Source organism: Pelotomaculum terephthalicicum JT (assembly GCF_022410535.1).
Taxonomy (GTDB): domain Bacteria; phylum Bacillota; class Desulfotomaculia; order Desulfotomaculales; family Pelotomaculaceae; genus Pelotomaculum_D; species Pelotomaculum_D terephthalicicum.
Window position 1 is genome coordinate 1 of sequence record NZ_JAKNBL010000021.1, and the last position, 22,412, is coordinate 22,412.

The following is a 22,412-nucleotide window of genomic DNA, read 5'->3' on the forward strand; positions in this document are numbered from 1 at the left end:
CAATCGGGTTAGGTTAGGTTTCGAGGTTTTACCTTCAAATAAAATTCAACCTTTGACCCTGATAATCTAAATTTAGCAGAATATCTCTTTCTTGCAAATCACCTGCCTCATTTTCATGGGTGGTTGTACCCTGCGGGCATGTGGGGTTAGGTTAAAGAATTGCTGACGTATGTATAATAATGATTCAGGGCAAGAGCTTAATGGGCAAGCATTTTATAACAAAAATTGGTTATAAACAGGCTTGGTGATTAATTATGATTGAACTGCCGGAAGCTTTGACGCTGGCAAGTCAGATTAATGATACAGTTGGCGGAAAACGGATAAAAAGTGTTATTGCCGCCTATACTCCGCATAAGTTTGCGTGGTATCATGGAGATCCGCAAAATTACCATGATTTGCTCGCCGGAAAAACCATCGCTGCGGCAAACGGATATGGCGGTTTTGTTGAAATTAAAGCAGGCACGGCCGTTATATTAATCGGGGATGGAGTCGGGTTCCGTTATCATGGTCCAAAGGAAAGACGTCCCCCAAAGCACCAGCTATTAATTGAATTTGCTGATTTATCGGCTGTGAGCGCAACAATTCAGATGTATGGCGGAATAATGTGCTTTCGTGACGGCGAGCTTGATAATCCTTATTATAAAGTTGCCAAGGAAAAACCGTCGCCATTGTCGGACGGGTTTGACAAGAGCTATTTTGAGCAGCTGATATCCTCGCAGGATGTGCAGAAATTAAGCGCGAAGGCTTTTCTCGCGACCGGACAGCGCATACCCGGGCTTGGCAACGGTGTGCTGCAGGATATTTTGTGGCAAGCCCAAATACATCCGAAACGTAAGATAAACACATTAACAGATGAGCATAAAGCGCGTTTGTTTCATTCGGTTAAAACGGTACTCTCGGATATGGCGGAACATGGCGGCAGAGATACCGAGAAGGATTTGTTTGGCAAGAACGGTGGTTATAAAACTATTATGAGCAAAAATAGTGTTGGACAGCAATGTCCTGTCTGCGCAGGCTCGGTCAAAAAGGAAAGCTATATGGGGGGCAGCGTCTATTATTGTGAAAATTGTCAGGTGTTTTAAATCCTCAAACAAAAACCGCTTGCCGTTTTGATGATGATATGGAAATAAATGTTGCTATGAGAAATATGACAAAAAAGGGCATGCTATAGGAAGCATCAAAGTGCGGGGTGATTTGCGTGGATAACGCCGAAGTCAGCGCGGATGACAAGCGCTATGAACTGGCAACCTTTGCCGGAGGGTGTTTCTGGTGCATGGTGGCGCCTTTTGAAAGGCTGGCTGGAGTCATCAGCGTAGTGTCAGGTTACATGGGGGGACATAAGGAGCATCCCACTTATGAAGAGGTTTGTTCCGGCGACACTGGTCACTGTGAAGTGGTGCAAGTATGCTTCGAGCCAGGTATTTTACCTTATGAAAAGCTTTTGGACGTTTACTGGCGGCAAATTGATCCAACAGATGAAGAGGGTCAGTTTTACGACAGGGGAGAGTCGTACCGGACGGCTGTTTTTTACCATAATGAGCGGCAAAGGCAAAAAGCGGAAATATCCAAAAGAGAGCTCATTGAAAGCGGCCGGTTTGACATGCCTGTTGTCACACGGATTCTTCCGGCTACTGCGTTTTATCCGGCTGAGGAGTACCATCAACATTACTATAAGAAGTACCCTTGCCACTATGCCAGGTACCGCATGAGCTCGGGACGTGACGCTTTTGCTGGACAGTACTGGGGGAAAGAAAAAGAAACAGGCAAAGAGCGGTTGAAAGGGAAGCTAACCGGCCTTCAATATGAAGTGACGCGGAACAACGCCACCGAACCGCCTTTCAAGAACGAGTACTGGGACAACAAACGTGAAGGCATATACGTTGATGTCGTTTCCGGCGAGCCGCTTTTCAGTTCTAAAGATAAATTTGACTCGGGATGCGGCTGGCCGAGCTTTACCAGGCCGGTTCAAGAGGAAAGTGTTATTGAGAAGAAAGATTTGAGCCACGGCATGGTTCGCACGGAAGTGCGCAGCCGGGAAGCTGATTCGCATCTTGGCCACGTTTTCAGCGATGGGCCGGCGCCGTCCGGCTTGCGCTATTGCATCAATTCCGCCGCCCTGCGATTCATTCCGAAGGAAGACCTGGAAAAGGAAGGATACGGTAATTATCGCAGTATTTTTGATTAGAATACCGCCGGCAGTCATAAAGCTCATTTCATCAGTATTCATTTATTAAATTATGCCTGCTTTAATCTTGCATAATATTTTTTTCTCAGCAAAAAATATTAGCGCGGCAAATTGATAAATGAAAGGAATGAAAAGAATGCAGCAACAACACATTCATTGTATTGTGAACGACTGTCACTACTGGGCGCAAGGTAATATGTGCAATGCGAATGAAATACTCGTTTCCACCAACAATTTCGCTGAAAGTCAACCGGATCAAGTAGATGCTCCGATGGCGAGCCAACTTACTCCCGAAACTGCGGGAGACTGTACGTCAACAGCATGCAAAACCTATGTATCTAAAGGTTCCGGTAAAGTGAACGCGGATAAAGTGAAAAGAATGTAATGAACTGGCAGGGACCCGGCATAATATCGCCGGGTCTCATTATTGACAGCATATGGGGAAATCACTTATACTAAGTTAAAGAATTGGAGTATAGATCATGTGACTGGCGGATGAGTTGAATGAACAACAGGGAGCATGATTGGGATGATTGCCGGCCGCCTGGGTAAAATATTTAGCCCAGGCGGCTTAATTTTTGAGAGGGGGATTTAAATGAAAAATTATGAACTGAAATATGGGTGCAACCCGCATCAAAAACCGGCGGAAATAAGGGCAACCGTGGGAGAACTGCCGCTCAAGGTTTTGAATGGAAATCCGGGTTATATCAACTTCCTGGATGCGTTAAATTCATGGCAGTTGGTGAAGGATCTGAAGGCCGCTTTAAATGTTCCGGCGGCGACTTCCTTCAAACATATCAGTCCCGCCGGAGCGGCTATCGGGCTGCCGCTGTCGGACGAACTGAAAAAATCATATTTTGTCGACGACATCGGCCTGGAACTGTCGCCAATCGCGTCAGCCTACGCCCGCGCCAGGGGGGCTGACAGGATGTCTTCCTTTGGGGATTGGGCCGCTTTAAGCGACACGGTGGATAAAGCCACGGCGATGATTTTAAAGAAAGAAGTTTCCGACGGCATTATCGCTCCCGGGTATACCGCAGAAGCTCTTGAGATATTGAAGCAGAAAAAAGGCGGGAAATACAATATCGTTGAAATTGAGCGTGATTACGAGCCGGGCGAAATGGATGTAAAGTGCGTATACGGCATTGAGTTTGCGCAGAAGCGAAACAATATCATTCCCGGTTTTGATGACTTGAAAAATATCGTGACGGAAAATAAAGATTTGCCTGATGAAGCGAAGAGGGATATGATCATTGCGATGCTCACCCTGAAGTACACCCAGTCCAATTCAGTCTGCTTTGTTTCCGACGGCCAAGTTATTGGCAATGGCGCGGGGCAACAGTCGCGGATTCACTGCACACGGCTTGCGGGAGATAAGGCGGACATCTGGCATCTCAAAAAGCATCCCAAGGTATTGAGTTTAAAATTTAAACAAGGCGTGGGAAGGCCGGAGCGTGACAATGCCATCGATTTGCTGGTCAGGTACGATACCACGGAACATGAGCTTGATATGTTGAATGATCTGTTTGAAGTGGTTCCTGACCGGCTTTCCCCAAGTGAGAAGGAAGCCTGGCTGAAAGGGTTAGGTAATGTAACACTGGGCTCTGACGCATTCTTCCCCTTCAGAGACAATATTGACCGGGCTTATCGAAGCGGGGTCAAATATATAGTGCAGCCGGGCGGCTCGATCAGGGATGATATTGTAATCCGCGCGTGCGATGAATACGGTATGCTGATGGCAATAACGGGGCTGCGGCTGTTTCATCATTAATGCTTCCAGTTCTCCAGCAGCAGGTAAAGGGTTGGAATGACGTAGAGGGTGAGGGCTGTCGAGATAATCAGACCTGAGCTAATCGCGATGGCCATCGGCTGCCACAACGAACTGCCCGCTATAGCCATGGGGGCCAGCCCGCCGACGGCGGAAAGCATGGTCAGGAGGATCGGGCGCAGGCGGGCCTGCCCGGCCTGTGCCAGGGCTTCCCGCAGCGGCTTGCCTTCCTTTACGGCCAATTCCACGAACTCGATTAGGACTATGCCGTTTCGCACCACAACACCTGCCAGGCTGAAGACGCCCAGCGCGGCCATAAAGCCGATGGGGTTTCCGGTCAGGAAAATACCTGCCAGCGCCCCGCAAACTCCCAAGAAAACCGTTACCATGATGATCAGCGGCTTAAGCAGGGAATTGAACTGCACTGCCAGCAGCAAGTAAATGATGACCATTACCATCAGGGACAGGTGGGCCAAGTCCGTAAAAGACTTATTGCTCTCCTCTTGCTCGCCGCCGTATTCAATTTCATACCCCTGCGGCAGCGGGTAGGAGCGCAGGCTGTTCTGCAGCTCCTTGACTACCTCCGAGGGGAGGCGGCCTTGAGTGTAGCTGCTTACTGTGACGGTTCTTACCAACTGGTTGCGGTTGATTTGGCTCACGGCCCAGGTTGGGGTGATTTCAGCCAACTGGTTGAGCGGAATGCCCGCCCCGTTGACACTGGAAGGCACAGGAAGGCTTTTTAGCTGCTCAAGCGGTATTGGCTGGTTTTTAGCGGCTTTTAGTACTACATTGATCTGCTCGTCCGGGAGCTGGTAGGTGGAGACCGCCATGCCGTCAGTCATTAGCAGTACTGTGGAGGCAACGGCCAGGTTGGTCACCCCGAGACGGTTGGCCCGTTCCTCGTCAACTTGAACTTTGTATTGAAAGATATCCGGACCCATGGTATCATCCACGTTGATTGCGCCGGGTATATCCCGCAGCCTGGCGCTGATATCGCCGGCCAGGGCGCGCAGGGTTTCGAGGTCCTCCCCCTTGATGCGGACTGCCACCGGCGCGCCTACGGGAATTCCTTGCTCCAGGTTGCGGACCAGGATGTTAGCGCCGGGAATCTCCTCTCTGAGCCGGCTGCGCAGTAATTCAACCAGTTGGGCAGGTTTCCTCATACCCCTGTCGGTGCGCGTGCTCACGTAAATGCCGGCCTTGTTGGACCCGCTGACATACTTGGTTTCATTGTAATAGAACTGTGGAAAGGATTTTCCCGTATAGCTGGCGATTACCTTTATTTCCGGCTGTTCCGCCAGGACCGCCTCTACCTCCATGACCTTGTTTAAGGTTTCTTCCAGGGTGGCGGTGGTGGGAGTTGTAATGTCAATTAGAAACTCATTGCGTTCAGCGGAAGGGAATAAGGTTTTGCCGGTAAAGGGGAAAAGGGAGAGGCTGACTCCCATGAAGAGCACAGCCATGGCCACGGTTCGCCAGGGCCTGCTTAAAGCCAGGTCAATGGATCTACGGTAAAAAGCCAGCAGGCGCAGGTAAGTTCCTTCCGCCAGTCCGCCCTTCCTTTGGAAAAAAACGCTTACAATGCCCCGCGCCGGCCTGGTTGGGCGGGAAGCGAGGTAGAGCCTGACAATAGGTGTCAGAAACAGGGATACCACCAGGGAGGCCAGCAGGGTAACCGTGACAACCTGGGGAATGGCAAAAATGAATTCACCAATGTTTCCCTCAAGCAGAAAAAGTGGGGCGAAGGCGGCTATAGTGGCGACGGTGGCGTTGGTGATGGAGTAGGCCACCTCGCGAATGCCCAGGGTGGCGGCCTGCATCGGCGTATCGCCCAGTTCCAGGTGGCGCTGAATGTTGTCGTTGGTGACGATGGAGTCATCCACCAGGATTCCCAGTACGATAACCAGCGCGGCCACGGAAATCTGGTGCAGCTTAAGGTCCATCATCCCAAGCGGGCCCATGCCGAGCAAAACCGAGAGCGGTATCGCCACGGCCACCAGCAGGGCGCCAAAGGGCGGCAAAGCGAGCAGACACACCAAAAAAACAATGCCCATACCGATGAAAAGCTCCTGGTAAAGATGGTTAAACTGAGCACGGGTATTGACGGCCTGGTCAAAGATAATGTGCGGAGTAACCCCGGCAGGAAGAGCGGGGCCTATATTATGCTTGATATATGCCCGGATGTTGGCGGCTGTCTTGACCCGGTCTATATTTTCTTTAGGAAAGAGCACCAGGGAAACGCCGGGTGTTCCATTAGAGCGAACCAGCACGGCGGGGTCGGCGGTACAGAGACTAACTGCCGCTATATCGCGGAGGTAAACCGAGTTTCCTTCCGGAGTAACCTTTAAAATTGTCCCGGCAATAACCTGCGGGTCGAGATATTCGCCGGTGGTCTGGATAGCCAGGCCGTAGGGCTGCTCCTTTAGTTTGCCGCCCGGTATCGTGATGTTGCGGGCTTTGATAGCGTCGGCCACCTGGCTCCAGGTCAGGTTAAAACGGGCCATACGCTCCATGTCGAGGACCACCTGGATCTCCCTGTCGGGCAGCCCTTCCCGCTGGATTTCCGCCACGCCCGGCAGCCCCTTCAGCTCGTCCTTGACTGTGCGGCTGACGGCTTCCAACTCGAGGTAGTCCATATTAGGGGCCTCCAGGTGCAGGACCATCATGCAGGTGCGGATCAACTCTGTATTAAGCTGGGGTTCTGAGGTTTCATCAGGCAGGCTTTGGCGCACCTCGTCAATCTTATAGCGTACGTCGTCCCAGGCTTTTTTGGTGTCCGTGCCGGGATAAACCTCAATCATGATCACAGAGAGGCTTTCAGAAGAGGTCGACTCGATTTTTTTTACTCCTTTAATCGCTTCAAAGCCTTCTTCCAGGGGTTTGGTAACCAGCTTTTCCACTTTTTCCGGATTTGCTCCGGGGTAGGTGGTCACTACCCTGGCGACAAGCAGGGTAATATCCGGGTCTTCCTGCCGGGGTATGGTGAAGAAGTTCATCATTCCCCACAGCGCTGCCGCGACGAAGAATACCATGGTAATTTTTTTGTATTCAAGTATTTTGCGCAGCACCAGTCTACCACCTCATATTGGTGAATTATTAATCGCCGTGGAGGTTCCTTCAGGATTTTTGCCTTAACACGGGGTCGCCGTCATGCAAATACAGCCCTCCCCGGACGACGAGCTCCTCTCCGGGGTCAAGCCCGGTAATCACCTCAATCTGGTTGCCGATTGTTTCGCCGGTTACAATAGTTTTGGCAAAACTTTGCTCATCACGGACTACAAAAACGGTAACTTCCGCGCCTCGCTTGACCAGCGCCCCCACCGGCACCCAAACCGCGGCGGGGGTCTGACGCCGGCTCGCCACACGGGCTACCATACCCGGCTTGAGGATATGGCCGGGGTTATCCGCCTGCACTTCTATTAAAAAAGTACCTGTCTCACTGTCTACCGCGGGGTGAACGAGAGCGACCTCACCCGGCCAGTTCCGTCCCGGCTGATCAGGACTGGTAACGTCAACCGGGTCGCCCGCCTGCCAGTTATTTAGTTCTATTGCCGCGACAGTAACCTCTATCTTGATCTGGTCAAGGTCTCCGATAACATAGACCGGGGTGCCCGCGCTGACTATCTCTCCAGATTCCCCTGCTTTTTTGAGCACGGTGCCTTTAAAGGGAGCGATTAACCTGGTATGGCTCAACTGCAGCCTGGATTGGCTGGCCACGGCCTGCGCCTTGTGATAATCGGACACGCTGGCTCCCTGGCCTTCGTTGTAGCCTGACTGGGCTTCATGGTACTTGGCCGCGGCTACCGATAATTGGGTGCCGGCGTCATCAAGCTGGGCTTTGGAGACTGCTTTGGCTTCGTATAAGCTTTTTATCCGGTCGTAATCCTGCTGGGCTTTCTGGTAGGCCGCCCCGGCTTGTTCAAGCAACGCCGCCGCCTGCTCAATACCGGCCCGGGCAGCTTCCGTCGCAGCGCCGGCAGCTTCCGCCTGCGCCTGGTAATCGGCTGGGTCGAGGGAGGCCAGAACCGCTCCTTCTTCCACTAAAGTTCCTTCATCCAGGACCGGACCTTGAATTCTGCCGCTTACCTGGAAACCCAGTTTCGCTTCCCGGCAGGGTATAACAATCCCGGTTAAACCGCCACCCGGCCGTGTTGTTTGAGACTGCACGGTCATTGTTTCCACGGCTCTGGGATTTGGCGCGTCGTTTTGCTCTTTATCCCTGCCCAAGGCAAAATAAACTGCTGTTACACTAAAGATGAGGAATACTATAGTGTAAAATAATTTATTTTTTTTCTGCATGGCTTTTACCTCAATATTTGACAAGTGTGAAGTTACACTTTATGCTTAAACTATAAATTTACTCCTTTGGGCTGTCAAGGATTTTTTTAGATAAAATTCCGGAGGGATGTTCAGTGACTGCAAGTTATCGCATGAGAGAAATAGTAGAAAAAACAGGTGAGAACAAGTCGACCATATTGCATTACATTCGGGTGGGACTTCTTCCCGAGCCTGTAAGGACTTCTAAAAACATGGCTTATTATCCGGAGACTTATGTCGAGTTGATCAATATCATTCGTACTATGCAGAGCAGGTTTTTCCTGCCGCTGCATGCCATTAAGCGCATCTTGGGCTTCATTGGACCTAATCCGACCGTTGATAGGGCTATGCACATGCATGAGCTATTATATAAGATGGAATATGCGGCACCCGATGACCTGGACCGGACATACAACCGGGAGGAACTCCTGAGAGAGACCGGCATGAAAAGCGGTGAACTGGCAAACCTGGAGCAGCTCCAGTTACTGGTCCCTTTTGAAAAGGACATGTACAATACAGATGACCTGGTGATAGCAAAATCCCTTATGAAGGTTAAGGAAAATAACATTTCCCTGCAGTCTCTCGACTTTCTGCCTGATCTGGTGGGGCAGCTGGTGGCGAAGTCTGTTGATTTTCGCGACCTGTCCATCAAGGGGTTGGCGGAAGAAGAGGAGTGGGAAATTACCCGTTTTTTGTCGGGCAATTTAATCGGATTTAACAATTATTTGATGCGCCGCTTTCTGTACCGGGAACTGAAGAAAAAGTGCAAGGCAGGATCCGTTGAAGTGGATCAGTGATTGTCGAGTAAAATTGTTCTATTCTTTTATATGCGGGAGGATAATCTGTACAAGCTTTTTAATAAGAGCTAATTCTTTTGGTGAGCATTTATTGAGCAAATTATTTAATTCTTTGTCCCTATTACGGTCAAATGTTTCATAAATATTACGGTCATCATGAACATAATAATTATAGAGTTCTGTTTTTCCGAAAACAAGGCAGTCTAAAGATATGTGCAGGCTATTAGAAATTTTAACCAGGGAGGGTAGGCTCATTTGCCGCTCGCCACGTTCCAGTTGCCCGAGGTAATATTCGGAAAGATCGATAATCTCTGCAAATTCTTCACGTGAGAGCTTGAGTTTTTCTCTTTCTTCCCTAATTCTCTGTCCGATGGCTCTGTTATCTATCTCCATTTTGGTTCTCCTTTTTCGCTGCAAGCTTTAAAATACTTTATCCAAATTTGCGCCGTATCTTAATTTGCCGACAGCATAAATTTATTATTTGCAATAAGCTAGTATTTATTGTAGAATTATGTTTGCGGTTATTTTTAGGAGGGGGTGTGAAAGTGATGGACATAAGAAATAGAATAGAGATAGCAAGAAGCATCCTTACTAACGCGGCTAAAATGAACGTTAGTAAAGAAATCCTCCTTAAAATAAGTAGAAAAATTGATAAATATGTTGTCGAATATTATCGGGAATGTGGTATTCAAGTAAAAAAAGATAATAAAAATGGAGGAGGCTAATCAGGGCTGGAGGGCCATTGACATTGTATTTGCTGGAAGGATAATACCCAAAGATATTTTTTATGTATTGACAGCAGAGCTTTTCAGTTGGTAAGATTCATATAATATGTAAAGACGATGAGAGGGAATAGTAAGTGTTTTGTAGCCGGGTCCAGAGAGCCGCCGGATGGTGCGAGGCGGCCGAAGGCTTAACGCTGAACTCTCCCTGGAGCAGCCGGTCGAAATCCATTGCGAAATTAGGTCCGGACGGAGCTTCCGCCGTTAAAAGGAAGGGGATATCGGACTTGTGTCCCGTATCCTTTTGAGTGAACGGCGCTTTGCGCTGTTAATTTGAGTGGTACCGCGGAGGTAAACCTTTCGTCTCGAAAAGAGGCGAAGGGTTTTATTAATTTATCGGGGGGTGGTGTTTGATGGAATCAGACCTTAGCGACCTTAGACAGTTAATCATGTATGCAAATAGTCAACTTCACAAGGGGGAAAATATTAATGCGAAGGCTATTTATCTTCGACACCACCTTAAGGGATGGGGAGCAGTCACTGGGGTTTACCTTGAATACTGCTGAGAAGTTGGAAATAGCGAGACAGCTTGTCAAACTCGGCGTGGATGTGATTGAAGCGGGTTTTCCGGCCTCTTCGCCCGGAGACGCGGATTCTGTACGTGCGATTGCCAAGGAGATCAGAGGTGTTTCTGTTTGCGGACTTACACGCGCTCTGGCAAGTGATATCGACTGCTGCGCTGAAGCCTTGCAGGCAGCCGAACACCCAAGAATTCACACCGGCATAGGAGTATCCCCGATACACATGGAGAAGAAGCTGAAACTATCACCTGAACAGGTTGTTGAGATGGCGGCGGCCGCGGTAAAGCACGCCAGGAAATACGTCGGTGACGTTGAGTTTTATGCGGAAGACGCTTTTCGCAGTGAGCGGGCTTTTCTCGTTACGGTTTTGGAAAAAGTGATCAAGGCCGGCGCTAATGTTATTAATGTGCCTGATACGGTGGGTTATGCCACTCCTTCCGAATACGAAGAGCTGATCTCCTATTTGATGGATAATGTCAGGGGGATTGAAAATGTTGTGGTGAGCGTGCACTGTCATAATGACCTGGGTATGGCCACCGCCAATTCGCTAGCCGGCATACTAGCCGGGGCAAACCAGATCGAGGGCGCTATCAACGGCATTGGCGAGAGGGCTGGAAATTCTTCTCTGGAGGAGGTCGTTATGGCCGTCTATACCAGGCGTGAGCAGTATGGGCTGGATATGAAGGTAAACACCAGGGAAATATCAGCTACTAGCAAGCTTGTGTCAAGGATTACCGGGATACCGGTACCGGCCCATAAAGCTATCGTCGGCGCGGGGGCGTTTATGCACGCTTCCGGTATCCATCAGGACGGTGTTTTAAAGGACAAAACGACATATGAAATTATCCGGCCGGAGATTGTCGGTATCGCCAGAAACTCGATAAGCTTAAGCGCCAGGTCAGGCAGACACGCGCTCAGACACTGTTTGGGAGAACTGGGCTACCAATTGAACCGTGGGGAACTGGAAGACATATACCAAAAATTTTTACGGCTGGCCGACCGGAAAAGGGAAATATTCAGCAGTGACCTGCGCGCTTTGATGGGGGAGACGGGTATTTACATTGATTGAAAATATTTTGTTATAAGTGAAACTTTATGAGAAAAATAGGTTAATAAATATATTGAAGGGCTTGAGGGGGAGCAACGGTGAACACCGACGCCGAGCAAAATTTGATCATCCGCTGCCGTGAAGGTGATGAAGGAGCCTGGCGATTATTATTAGCCCGCTACGAAATCTACGTATATCGGTTGTGTCGCCAAATCGGCGGCTCAAGCGAGGACGCTGTGGATCTCACCCAGGAAGCGCTTGTGAAGGTGCTGACCGGATTAGACAGCTTTCAGCTTGGCCGGCCGTTTAAACCCTGGCTTCGCCAGGTTACAGTAAATGCCTGCTTAAACTGTCTCAGGCGGCGTGCACCGGAGACAATTTCCCTAGAGCAGCCTGTTGCAGAAGACATAGTGCTTGGAGATACTATTGCCGGTAACACGGGCGACCCGGCACATGCCGCGGAATGGCGGGATGCCCGTGACGTGCTCCGGCAGGCGATGAGCAAGCTTCCCTACCAGCAGCGGTTAGTGCTTGTGATGCGGCACCAGGAAGGGCTCAGCTACGAAGAAATAGCGGCAGCCACGGACTTGCCGCTGGGTACCGTGAAGACGTATCTTTACCGGGCCAGGCAGCAGTTGAGGCGCAAACTGGCCGGTGTTTATGGATGGGAGTGAGAGCATTGAAGTGCAGTACGGAAGCCCTGCAAACTTTTCTGGACGGCGAGCTGGAATTAGCCGAGACAGAAGCTGTCCGCAGCCATCTCGGCGGTTGCCCTGCATGCAGACAAGAGCTTTCCAGACTGAGGCTGCTCTGGCTGGAGCTGGAACAGGAAGATGAGGTTGAGATACCAGCAGCCCTTCCCTTCATACGTCAGCAGGCTATTACTAAAGCCAGGGCAGCTGGACAGGACAAAATAGGAACATCAAGTGTCAGTCTCTGGAACGCCCAAAAGCTGGCCTGGCAACCGGTTCTTGCAGGAGTTTCCAGGATTCCCGGCACACGACAGCTGGGGCTATTGGCCAGGCTCGCGGGACACGGGCTGCCCGGTGCCATCAAGGGCGTTTCGTCTATGGCGGGTAAGATTATCGGCAAAAGGCGTGACCGGCATTGAGCGGATGGATGGTTTTAATCCTAATTCTGTTGTCGCTCGCTGGACTTTTAAGTATGCCGCTGACTTTTAAGGCCAGAGGACGGCTGTGTACGAAAGAACAACGGCTGGACATGAGGCTCGCTTGGGGGGGGAGATTGCTTGTCGCCAACATTGGAATAAACAGGGGCAAAGCATTATTTAGATTACGCCTTGCCGGTATAGCGCTCCCTGCTAACCGAAAGAATCCTGAAACTGTCAGGTTGAGGAAAAAAAAGGCAATAGCCGGGCGGAAGAAAGAGAAACATGGATTCAGCATCTTTACAATAAGCAAGATACTCAGCAGAAAGTTTTTAACGGTTGTTTCAGGTTTTTTAAAAAAGGTTTTTCGTTCCTTAAAAATCCGCCTACGATTAAGCGGTGTCTACGGCGCCGGCGACCCGGCCTTAACCGGATTGCTTGCCGGGCTTATCGCCGCGTTAAACACCGGCCGGGTCAGCCTTGAGCTGGATGCTGATTTCAGGGAGCCGGTCCTTGATATATCCGGGGAAACATCAGGCCGGATCATACCGGTTGTAATCCTGTGTCTTGCTATACGCTTTCTTATGTCCGAACCGGTCCGGAAGCTTTGGTGGGCCTGGCTGAAATTAAAATTCACCAGAAGAAAAATAAAGGAGGATGCGCAATATGTTTAAAGAAGACATTGAGTCCTTGGTGTCCCATCTGGAAAATCTGATCTCGACCAAGACTATTGTTGGTGAGCCGATTGTCAACGGCAATACAACCGTTATCCCTATCGTGACGGCCTCCGTTGGTTTCGGCATGGGCAGCGGTGAAGGTCAGGATGAGAAAAATCAAGGAGGCAAAGGCACCGGCGGAGGCGCCGGCATGAAACTTAGCCCCGCGGCGCTGCTCATCATTCAAGGGGATAATGTTCAGGTTTACTCTCTGTCCAGCAAAGGCAGTCTGGCCAAACTGGCGGAAATGATTCCCGAAGTGATTGGTAAGCTCAAGCCTCAGGGGAAAGTTGAATAGCATCCCCTGCATGAAGTTTATCAGTGAAGAGACTTTTTGCGGACCTTCCCCAATTGGAAGGCTCGGTAAACTGTGAAAAGTGATGAAAAACTGCAAGCAAAAGAACACCTTTTACCCATCTCCTATTTGGTAAGAGGTGTTCTTTCTTGAATTATTAACCCAGCGTATATTAATAATCATATTCTTTTTTTATAGTACTCCATATTTTCCGCAGCCAATTTTTCTTCCCAAATCATTTTTAGCAAAGCTAAATCTTCTGTATAGTCGGTTTTCGATTCATCCTTATCGTATTCAAGGCTCTCCAGGATTTCAATCGAGTTTAGAACGGATAATAAATATTCCCATCTGCGGTTTCATTTGCTTGTATAGCTCTCTCAGTTCTTTTTTTCTCCTTTTGTCCATGGGATTAATACCCCATCTCCTTTAGTATTCTTGATAAAGTACGCAAGCGTTCACCAATAAGCTCATCATCATTACTGAGAGCCTGGCAGAATAACTTAATATCCTCATCAATTTTCTCATTGTCGGTACATACAGCCACCGTTATAGCATCACCCTGTAAACCTATTCTGTCAATAACAGGTTTTCCGGGATCATATAGCTTTTCATACCGATAAGCCTCTTGAAAATGATGTTTTGCCCTACATACGAGAATTGCCAGGTCAAGCACACGGTGAAGCGGTAATTCCTCAGACTGTCTAGACCATTTTTCTCCTGTATGCCTCCATACTTTAGCAGATATATCTATCTTGCCCCGGTCATTCCACTGGGCTAATCCCAACGAGAGACCTTTTGCGTCGGTATTATAAGCGTATCGACCGTCGATATTTTCATAATTATCAGATACAATAACTGGTTTGTGTTTTAAAGCAGATGGTATTCTCATTATGCTACCTCCCGATATAGTAAATTAGTGATTTAGTAATTTACTAAGTTAATTATAAATCTTCCAACGCACTCTGTCAACTTATTAAAGAAATTTCTCAAAAACAGGTTGACAAAAAATGATTACTAAATTATAATAATTTTAAATTAAAAGGAGATATGATTTAGTAATGGTAATAAAAAAATTAAAGAAGCTGGGATTGAAATTAACCCCCCAGAGACTGGCTATATTAAATCTGCTTGAAGGTAATACAACACATCCGTCAGCGGAGGAAATATACAATCAGTTAAAGCCTCAGTACCCTTCATTGTCTCTAGCCACGGTATACAATACACTTGAAGTGCTGACCAAGTCGGGGGAATTGCAAGAAATCAGGATCAAGGCGGATAAAAGACATTTTGATCCAAACCCGGCACCTCACAGCCACTTTTTATGCAGGGTTTGCGAATCCGTTCATGATTTGGATGATGGTCTGCTGGAAATGCAAACTCCATTTAACGTTAACGGCTATCTGGTGGAAGGATATACACTTTATTTCTATGGAATTTGCCCGGGATGCCTGGAAAAGGAAAAAGGCAAAAACCGTTAAGCGATCGGGGAGCATAGTTTTAAAATACATTTTTAAAAATAACAAGGAGGTCAAATGCTATGAAAAAATGGCGCTGTACGGTATGTGGTTATGTTCATGAAGGGGAAGCATCACCGGAGAAATGTCCTAACTGTGAAGCTGTTAAGGAGAAATTCGAAATTTTGACCACATCCGGCCCGGACCTGGTGGACTGGAACAAAATTGGCGCGGCAAAAGGCACTGGTTTTGAAGAAGATTTGAACATGCAGTTCAGGGGAGAGTGCATGGAGGTGGGAATGTATATTGCCATGGCTCGCCAGGCTGAGCGCGAGGGCTATGTAGAGATAGCCGAGACAATGAAACGCATTGCCTGGGAAGAAGCTCATCACGCGGCTCGATTCGCCGAACTCCAGGGGGAAGTATTAAGTGAAAGCACAGAAGAAAACCTGAAGAAATTAGTGGATGGTGAAGCCGGCGCCAATCGCGGGAAAAAGGAAATCGCCACCCGTGCCAATAAGGAAGGACAGGACGCTATCCATGATGCCATTCATGAAGCGTGCAAAGACGAAGCCAGACATTGCATGGCTTTCTACGGTCTCTTAAAAAGGTATTTCCCCAAATCCTAGGACTAAGCAGTTCAAAATCCCAAGTTGATTTATAAATTAGGACACGGCCTTTTCAAGGTCAGTGTCCTTTTTCTTGTGGGGTCAGGCACCTAACTTATTAACTTATTCTTGAAAGACTGAACACATCCTGGTAGAATAGTAACGGGAGGTGCTAAATTTTGGCAAGAAAGCTGCGAATTGAGTACCCAGGTGCGTTATATCATGTTATCCAGCGGGGATTTAACAGGGAGAACGTGTTTGAACGCTCTGAAGATAAGTATTGCCTTGTTGAATATTTTCGTAAGGCGGTGGAGTTGGACGACATTGAATTGTTCGCATATGTAGTTATGAGCAATCATTACCATCTCGCCCTGCGAACATTGTCAGTACCGTTGAACAGGGTGATGCACCGGATAAATACAAAGTACGGTATGTATTACAATAAAGCCATGGAAAGGTCAGGTCATATTTTTGAGGGGAGATACAAGGCTTTTCTCGTCCAGGACGATAGATATCTAATTTCTCTTGTTAAATACATTCACAGAAACCCGGTAAAAGCGGGACTCTGTTCGAGCGTACGGGACTATCTTTGGTCAAGTGACCATTTTTACAGGCAAATGGAACATGGATTTGTCAATTTTGGTTTATTGTTTGAGATGTTATCCGGGGACAGAGAGAGGTTCATGAAAGAGTATGATATTTTAATGTCTCAAGATGATGATACCGACTGCGAAGCAATAATTAATGAAGCAGTAATTAAAGTAATTAATAAGGTAGATTTTAAACCTAAAATGCCCGATGAAGATAAAAATCTAATTATTGAAAGAGAGACCCTGGATGAAATATTAAAAAAGGCTGCTAATGATAAGGAGGAATACGAGTCTATCAAGAAAGGTTCGAGGATGAGGAGGTTTACAAATGCCAAATTGATTTACGCTATAGCTGCATATGAACAGGGATATTCAATGCAAGAAATTGCCCGCCATATTAATGTTTCTGCAACAGCAGTTTTTAAATATATTAATAAAGCAAGTATAATAAGTTAATAAGTTAATAAGTTAAGAGCCTGACCCCCAGGGCACAGTTTTTGTCTTTTTTCATAATATAAATTATGGATTAAATAATATTTTATGGTAATGGAGTGAACCAAAATGGGAGATTATTCTTTGTTAAATCTGGGGGTATCGGGCGAGATCGGACCGGAAAGTGACCGGAAGCGTCTTCGAGAGGCATATCGACTGCGCCGGGAAGCGGCGCTTTTTGAAAAGGACCTTCCTCTCCCGGGCCATCCATGCAACGGTGATGAAAATCTTTATCCTAATAAAATTGCCAGTTACTCCAAATCTTTGCCTCACAATCAAATCGGTGAGGTTGACCTCAACGCTTATAATGCCTTGATCAGGGCCTTATCGACTGGTGACCCGGAAGAATTTGAATTAATACCTTTGGGAGGGGTTACCGAGCTCAAAGATCCCCAGGCTGCATATGCTTATGAAATGGTGGGGCCTGATTCCCATCATTTAAGTATTGCCCCGGCGCCGGCTTTAAGCAGCGCCGAGATAGCCGGTGAAATGGGCGAGCTTTACTGGCAGGCGCTGACCCGTGATGTTCCTTTCACGGATTACGACACCAACCCTCTCACTATCGCGGCGGCTTCTGATTTATCGGGATTTTCGGATTTTCGCGGACTCAAAGCCGGTGGAGTGGTCACGCCGGGGACTCTGTTTCGCGGAGATACGCCCGGAGATCTGGCGGGTCCTTATCTCTCCCAGTTTCTCTGGCAGGATATTCCCTTCGGGGCTAGAACGGTCAGCCAGCAATACCTTACCACAGTGGCCGGTGTGGACTATATGACCTCATATGCGGAGTGGCTGAAAATTCAGAATGGAGCCGCCCCGGCGTCTCAGGATGTCTACGACCCCGTTCCCCGCTATATTCGCGACGGCCGTGATGTCGGCGAGTGGGTCCACAAGGATTTCTCTTGCCAGGGTTCGCTAGCCGCTTGCTTGATTCTGCTCGGTTATGGCCAGGAAGCGTTAAGCCCGTCCAATCCCTACCTGCGATCAGCAACTCAATACAGTTTTGCCACCTTCGGCGCTCCGCATATTTTGGATTTTGTGGCCCGGACGGCGCGGGCGGCGCTGGAAGCTGCCTGGTTCCAGAAATGGCTGGTCCATCGCCGGCTTCGTCCCGAAGCCTTCGGAGGGCTTGTCCAGAATCTTCTGACGGGCGCCGCCAGCTACCCGATCAGTCAGGAATTGCTCAACTCGCAGGCAGTTGCTGAAGTCTTCAGCAAATATGGCAACTACCTGCTGCCTCAGGCCTTTCCGGAAGGCAGCCCGACTCATCCGGCCTACCCGTCCGGCCATGCCACCTATACTGGAGCAGGAGTTACCATGTTGAAGGCGTTCTTTAAAGAATCATTTATTATACCTAATCCGGTCGTTGCCAGCGCTGATGGCCTAAAACTGCTTCCTTACTCCGGGCCGCCTTTAACTGTAGGCGGGGAGTTGAACAAGCTTGCCGCGAATATCGCCCTTGGCCGCGATTTCGCGGGTATACACTGGCGCACCGACGGAATCGAGGGAATAAAGCTGGGTGAAGCGGTAGCCATCGGTATTCTGCAAGATTACAGGAACACCTATAATGAGCATTTTAGCGGCTTCACTCTAACCAAGTTTGACGGCACTACCGTAATAATCTGATTTAAGGTGGCGCCTTACGCCACTTTATAAATTCAGATTTATAATATTATATATATATATTGCGGCTTGCGGCTGGTATAAAGAGCTATTATAATTTATTCAGGGAAAATAGCTTAAGTAAATACATGCAAATATGGTATTGTCCGGCAAATTTCTTTCTGTTGAAGATGCTTAGTATAGTATTATGTACATTTTATGACTTAAGAATTTGGACTTAATTGTTTTGCCGTAGGAGTTGAGATTGTGCTGGGGACTATAGTTAACGTAGCGGCTATCGCATTTGGAGCCGCTTTTGGTTTGTTGTTTAGAAAGGGAATATCTGAAAAGGTTAGCTGCACAATCATGCAAGGGATTGGTTTAGCGGTTCTGCTAGTAGGCTCCAGTATGGCTTTGCAAACCAAACAGGTTTTAGTGGTTATTCTCAGTATGGTTCTTGGTGGTTTGACAGGTGGATTGCTAAATATTGAGGGAGGTCTAGCCCGCCTCGGCAAGTGGCTGGAAGAAAAAGTTGGTGGAGAAACAGGGGAAGTCGGCAAGGCATTTGTCACAGCCAGCCTGGTTTACTGTGTGGGAGCGATGGCTATTATGGGGGCAATTGAAGATGGTCTGAACAACAACCCGCAGATTCTTTTTGCTAAAGCAGCATTAGACGGAATTTCAGCGATAGTTTTTGCTTCCACTATGGGAATAGGGGTTATTTTTTCTCTTTTCCCGGTGTTTATTTACCAGGGTTCCATAACGCTTTTGGCTGTATATGTAAAAGGTTTTCTCGTTCCTGACGCGGTGGCGGAAATGACAGCCACCGGCGGACTGCTGATAGTAGGGATAGCCTTGAATATCCTTGGTATTAAGGATATAAAAGTAGGCAATCTTCTTCCCGCAATTTTTTATGCTTTACCCCTCACATTATTACTTTCCAAAATAATCCCCGTTTGATTCTTCTAAAACATTAAGCTCATTCAAATGGAACTAATTCCGTAATTTCCTATATATTGTATCAAGACAGGATAATGAGGTTATTCCATGGGATACTTTTGAAGTATAAAAATAAAAAAGGATTTGAAAGATGTTTAGGTTAAATCCCTTCCGTAAAAAGAAAAAAGGTTTAAAAAATGAAAAGTCATCGGGCTTCAACATATTACGAAATGACCAGGTAATTCAGAATCAGTTAGAAATCAAGATAGGGGACGTAATAATAAGGTTATTGCGCAATAACACAAGTCAACCGCGAAACGAACTCACAGCAATAATTCCCCGGGCGGAAATTCGCCGTAAATTTTATAATAACGGACATTTTACCGCTGAAGAAGAAATAATACTAAACAGTATTACTTTAGTTGACGCTCCCTCCCATGGTTCTGAAAAAAATCAAGGATTTTAGTCCTGTCCGGGTTGCGTTCCTTTTTTTCACCATTTTGACGGGGGAATGTTTTCTTGTCGTTTCCGCTATTTGTTTTTTCCCTGCCAGCAGCGTTATTATCATTTTTTTTATTAGCATAATCTTCTTTTGTGTTTTGACGCTTTTCAAGGATATTTTGATTGTTATTATTTTTCATTCCTGCATTCTTCTCTAGAAGTTTGCGAAAACTATTAAAGCCGGCTTCGCTGTCATTTCTGTCGCCAAAGTTTCTGCTATTATTGTTGCTCTTGTAGCTATTATTACTGTAGTATCTATAATAGTCATTGTTGCTCCCATACCTATTGCTGCTTTTATAGCTATTATCGCTTAATATTTCGCTAATGGATATTTTTTTGTCCTTTTCCAATTCCCTCAAGCTCTTGACGCTTATTTCATCAACGTTGACCGGAACACCTCTGGCAGCTGACTTTTGCAGTAGCAGGTATCTTCCGGTAGAGATGCCGGCCTTCTCAGCTTCCTGGCGCACTGTATTTTCTACAGGTTCAATAATTACTTCAGTGTCCAACCCGTTTGATTGGACAGGACTATTTATTGATTCGTAAATGGATTCCAATTCGTCGGTAAAATTTTCGATATCATCTGTGGTCAGGGTAACTAGAATAATGTTGTTGTCATTTGCCAAAAGAAATTGGTCTTTTATTGCCTGATCTACAATAAGCTTGGCCGCTTCATGCAAGTCCAGTCCGGTCACTTTAACCTCGTTTAAAATAGTTGCGCCGTCACTGTTCAAACCGCGGGCTGACGCTATTCTTTTGTCTGCCTGTATTGCTAGCTCAATGCTGGGATTGATGTCGATGGTCATGAAAGCTGCCGCCGGCTTCGAACGTCCCAAGTAAAGCTGCCCGGTCAGGACCAGCAGCAATAAGGAAGCGGCCACCATAAAATGCCTCAGGTAAGGAAAGCGTTTCTTCCTTTCCACATCGGTGATTATTTGGCCCAATCTGGTAACACCGTTTTCGGGAAGAGAAACTTTTTTATATTCCCCGTCACTAGTGAGCAAAATGCATGAATTACCTGTTATCTTAACTACCATTCCCGTCTTTTTCATTTATATTCCCCCTTAGCTTGTGACGGGCATTTTCAAATACGAAGCCAAATATAAAAAATCTTCCCGCCTGTGTATTAGAAGAGTCATCGCTACTATGTATTTACGGCCTCTTTCCAAGGTTTTTCGGCCAATACCAGTTTTTTTCTCCAATTCCACCAGCGGCAGTTTCTTATTATATGTGAATTTTTGGAATAGACTGCTTTCCTCAGCCAATTCCCAGGCAGCAAGCATTAACGAACGGCGTGTGTCCCGGTGCCGTGGCGAGCATTTAACCAAGTCTTCGAACGAAACCCCATACTCATTTAATAATTCTTCAAACTCTCTTATTTCTTCTTCTCTTTCTCTTGCGGCTTCCTCCTCTTGAAATATTCCCCAGGACCTGGCGAACTCAACATTATTACCTTCTTCCTGCAACGGTAGTTGAGCCTTAAGCAAGAAATTCCGGTTTTCGCGCCGGTAATGGTCTACAAGACGGCTTCTCATTACATTTCTGGAGTAAGCAAGAAAAGGAACTCCAAAATCATCACAAAAACGATCGATAGCTTCATTAAAGGCAATCAAGCCGATGGCTAACTCGTCATCCCTGCCCCATTCCAGGTTCTTCCTGGAATATTTGCAAGCTACCTTATATATAAATGGCTTGCAGCTTTCTAAAAAACGTTCTCTGGCCAAGCTGTCACCATGTTTTATTTTTTTTATTTCGGTCTCCATGTCCTGTTCAGGAAACAAGTTTTCACTCCCCTTCTTAACCGGTGGACCACCTCTTTCAAAGATAATAAGCAGCGACCGGGGGATATCGACCGTTCCTCAATCATTAATACGTTAAGGCAGAAACGATTTAAGGGGTATGGGTTAGTAACAATGTAAAGCCTGACCCCATTGGTTGACCCCATTGGTGACCCCATTGAAAAGGGCAGGGGGGGTACCTCTGCCCATATTTTCTTTGCCGTATTTTTTATATATTAAGTTTAATTATACAGCACTATGGTTAAATGTGAATACTAATCTTGTGGGGCTAGAATTCTGATATCTTCGATCCGGACATGGAGACCTTCTCTTTTTTCCAAAACCATATTGACTAGACCGGTATGATTCAGGTTCATCATGCAAAAGCCCGGCAGAAAAGTCGCCCTGCAGCCCAAAGATGGTTCTTTGCTGATCCTGCAGGCAATCCCTTCAAAACCAATCATATGGTATGCGACTACGTCCTTAACTTCCCGCTCTCTTGAATACAAAGGGCCGACAACCCAGGTATAGAGCAGGCCGGTTACCGGCTCGGCTTCAATAACAGAAAGAACATGCGGTATCGGACAGCCTGCTCCCATTGGTCTGCCCAGCACATAATCGCCTTTTTTGATGTCCATTTTTTCCACTAGATCGCTCCGAAAAGGCAGGACGATCTTCCTGGCGGAGCTTTCCCCGGGCAAAGGGCTAAGAATAAAATCATATGGATGGCCTAAAACATCATGCCCCTGGTAAATGGCTTCTTTTACCAAATCATTTTTCTGGAAACTATGTTCCTGGTAATATGGACAGTCGTCATTAGCCTTTTGGCCATTGCCAACCAACCGGAGGAAGCTTTTACAATTGATTTCCCCGCATAGGCCACAGTTTTTTCCTGGTGGAAGCCAGTATTGCAT

General features: G+C 47.3%; 22 protein-coding genes, 2 pseudogenes, 1 riboswitch and 1 other annotated feature. Of the genes and pseudogenes, 16 read left to right on the plus strand and 8 right to left on the minus strand.

Annotated elements, in window-relative coordinates:
• The first annotated feature begins 254 nt into the window (after positions 1–254).
• From L9W92_RS12105 to L9W92_RS12120, 4 genes are all read left to right on the plus strand, one after another.
• A complete protein-coding gene (locus tag L9W92_RS12105; RefSeq protein ID WP_240084015.1) occupies positions 255–1,082 on the plus strand; it encodes an endonuclease VIII in 828 nt (275 codons plus the stop codon).
• Positions 1,083–1,198: 116 nt separating this feature from the next.
• Complete coding sequence (msrB, locus tag L9W92_RS12110; protein ID WP_312038099.1) at positions 1,199–2,185, plus strand: peptide-methionine (R)-S-oxide reductase MsrB; 987 nt, start codon at positions 1,199–1,201, stop codon at positions 2,183–2,185.
• A gap of 118 nt (positions 2,186–2,303) precedes the next feature.
• Positions 2,304–2,570 carry a DUF1540 domain-containing protein gene (locus L9W92_RS12115; RefSeq protein WP_240084016.1) on the plus strand — a complete coding sequence of 89 codons (267 nt, stop codon included), beginning with the start codon at positions 2,304–2,306 and terminating at the stop codon, positions 2,568–2,570.
• Positions 2,571–2,659: 89 nt separating this feature from the next.
• Positions 2,660–2,742, plus strand: a riboswitch (ZMP/ZTP riboswitch).
• Between the two features lie 38 nt (positions 2,743–2,780).
• On the plus strand, positions 2,781–3,956 hold the full coding sequence (locus tag L9W92_RS12120) for a phosphoribosylaminoimidazolecarboxamide formyltransferase (RefSeq protein ID WP_240084017.1): 1,176 nt from the start codon (positions 2,781–2,783) through the stop codon (positions 3,954–3,956).
• Here L9W92_RS12120 and L9W92_RS12125 read toward each other — a convergent pair.
• Together L9W92_RS12125 and L9W92_RS12130 are read right to left on the minus strand one after the other, a co-directional pair.
• Complete coding sequence (locus L9W92_RS12125; RefSeq protein WP_240084018.1) at positions 3,953–7,021, minus strand: efflux RND transporter permease subunit; 3,069 nt, start codon at positions 7,019–7,021, stop codon at positions 3,953–3,955. The two genes, L9W92_RS12120 and L9W92_RS12125, sit on opposite strands and share 4 nt — an antisense overlap.
• A 49-nt stretch (positions 7,022–7,070) precedes the next feature.
• Complete coding sequence (locus L9W92_RS12130) at positions 7,071–8,252, minus strand: efflux RND transporter periplasmic adaptor subunit (RefSeq protein ID WP_240084019.1); 1,182 nt, start codon at positions 8,250–8,252, stop codon at positions 7,071–7,073.
• 131 nt (positions 8,253–8,383) lie between these two features.
• Here L9W92_RS12130 and L9W92_RS12135 point away from each other — a divergent pair, with 131 nt between their 5' ends.
• Positions 8,384–9,067, plus strand: coding sequence for a MerR family transcriptional regulator (locus L9W92_RS12135; protein WP_240084020.1), 684 nt, complete (start codon positions 8,384–8,386; stop codon positions 9,065–9,067).
• 18 nt (positions 9,068–9,085) lie between these two features.
• On the opposite strand, the gene L9W92_RS12140 is transcribed toward L9W92_RS12135, so the two are convergent.
• A complete protein-coding gene (locus tag L9W92_RS12140) occupies positions 9,086–9,460 on the minus strand; it encodes a helix-turn-helix domain-containing protein (RefSeq protein ID WP_240084021.1) in 375 nt (124 codons plus the stop codon).
• 155 nt (positions 9,461–9,615) lie between these two features.
• Here L9W92_RS12140 and L9W92_RS12145 point away from each other — a divergent pair, with 155 nt between their 5' ends.
• From L9W92_RS12145 to L9W92_RS12170, 6 genes and pseudogenes are all read left to right on the plus strand, one after another.
• The gene (locus L9W92_RS12145) at positions 9,616–9,792 is read left to right on the plus strand and encodes an aspartyl-phosphate phosphatase Spo0E family protein (RefSeq protein WP_240084054.1); all 177 of its coding nucleotides are present in this window, start codon (positions 9,616–9,618) and stop codon (positions 9,790–9,792) included.
• 108 nt (positions 9,793–9,900) lie between these two features.
• Positions 9,901–10,160, plus strand: a binding site (T-box leader).
• 118 nt (positions 10,161–10,278) lie between these two features.
• Positions 10,279–11,424, plus strand: a pseudogene (locus L9W92_RS12150) (2-isopropylmalate synthase); the annotation flags it as partial.
• Between the two features lie 92 nt (positions 11,425–11,516).
• Positions 11,517–12,092, plus strand: coding sequence for an RNA polymerase sigma factor (locus L9W92_RS12155; RefSeq protein WP_240084022.1), 576 nt, complete (start codon positions 11,517–11,519; stop codon positions 12,090–12,092).
• 5 nt (positions 12,093–12,097) lie between these two features.
• Positions 12,098–12,529 (plus strand): zf-HC2 domain-containing protein, encoded by a 432-nt coding sequence (locus tag L9W92_RS12160; RefSeq protein WP_240084023.1) that lies wholly within the window; start codon positions 12,098–12,100, stop codon positions 12,527–12,529.
• On the plus strand, positions 12,526–13,200 hold the full coding sequence (locus tag L9W92_RS12165) for a DUF2953 domain-containing protein (protein WP_240084024.1): 675 nt from the start codon (positions 12,526–12,528) through the stop codon (positions 13,198–13,200). Before L9W92_RS12160 ends, L9W92_RS12165 begins: the two co-directional genes overlap by 4 nt.
• The gene (locus tag L9W92_RS12170) at positions 13,193–13,540 is read left to right on the plus strand and encodes a GerW family sporulation protein (protein ID WP_240084025.1); all 348 of its coding nucleotides are present in this window, start codon (positions 13,193–13,195) and stop codon (positions 13,538–13,540) included. Before L9W92_RS12165 ends, L9W92_RS12170 begins: the two co-directional genes overlap by 8 nt.
• 176 nt (positions 13,541–13,716) lie before the next feature.
• Here L9W92_RS12170 and L9W92_RS12175 read toward each other — a convergent pair.
• Positions 13,717–13,942, minus strand: a pseudogene (locus L9W92_RS12175) (GIY-YIG nuclease family protein).
• A 4-nt stretch (positions 13,943–13,946) separates the two neighbouring features.
• Complete coding sequence (locus L9W92_RS12180; RefSeq protein ID WP_240084026.1) at positions 13,947–14,426, minus strand: DUF6530 family protein; 480 nt, start codon at positions 14,424–14,426, stop codon at positions 13,947–13,949.
• A gap of 169 nt (positions 14,427–14,595) precedes the next feature.
• On the opposite strand from L9W92_RS12180, the gene L9W92_RS12185 reads away from it, so the two are divergent.
• The 5 genes from L9W92_RS12185 (at position 14,596) to L9W92_RS12205 (ending at position 19,240) form a co-directional block, all read left to right on the plus strand.
• Positions 14,596–15,015, plus strand: a complete 420-nt coding sequence (locus L9W92_RS12185; RefSeq protein WP_240084027.1) for a Fur family transcriptional regulator — start codon at positions 14,596–14,598, stop codon at positions 15,013–15,015.
• 59 nt (positions 15,016–15,074) lie between these two features.
• A complete protein-coding gene (locus L9W92_RS12190; protein ID WP_240084028.1) occupies positions 15,075–15,620 on the plus strand; it encodes an NADH peroxidase in 546 nt (181 codons plus the stop codon).
• Between the two features lie 158 nt (positions 15,621–15,778).
• Entirely contained in the window at positions 15,779–16,645 is an 867-nt protein-coding gene (locus L9W92_RS12195) for a transposase (RefSeq protein ID WP_240084029.1), read from the plus strand.
• Positions 16,646–16,750: 105 nt separating this feature from the next.
• The gene (locus tag L9W92_RS12200) at positions 16,751–18,304 is read left to right on the plus strand and encodes a vanadium-dependent haloperoxidase (RefSeq protein ID WP_240084030.1); all 1,554 of its coding nucleotides are present in this window, start codon (positions 16,751–16,753) and stop codon (positions 18,302–18,304) included.
• A gap of 243 nt (positions 18,305–18,547) precedes the next feature.
• The gene (locus L9W92_RS12205; protein WP_240084031.1) at positions 18,548–19,240 is read left to right on the plus strand and encodes a DUF554 domain-containing protein; all 693 of its coding nucleotides are present in this window, start codon (positions 18,548–18,550) and stop codon (positions 19,238–19,240) included.
• 392 nt (positions 19,241–19,632) lie between these two features.
• Here L9W92_RS12205 and L9W92_RS12210 read toward each other — a convergent pair whose 3' ends face one another.
• The 3 genes from L9W92_RS12210 to L9W92_RS12220 form a co-directional block, all read right to left on the minus strand.
• Entirely contained in the window at positions 19,633–20,772 is a 1,140-nt protein-coding gene (locus L9W92_RS12210; protein ID WP_240084032.1) for an anti-sigma factor domain-containing protein, read from the minus strand.
• A gap of 12 nt (positions 20,773–20,784) precedes the next feature.
• A complete protein-coding gene (locus L9W92_RS12215; RefSeq protein ID WP_240084033.1) occupies positions 20,785–21,501 on the minus strand; it encodes a sigma-70 family RNA polymerase sigma factor in 717 nt (238 codons plus the stop codon).
• A 272-nt stretch (positions 21,502–21,773) separates the two neighbouring features.
• The gene (locus L9W92_RS12220; RefSeq protein WP_240084034.1) at positions 21,774–22,412 is read right to left on the minus strand and encodes a (Fe-S)-binding protein; all 639 of its coding nucleotides are present in this window, start codon (positions 22,410–22,412) and stop codon (positions 21,774–21,776) included.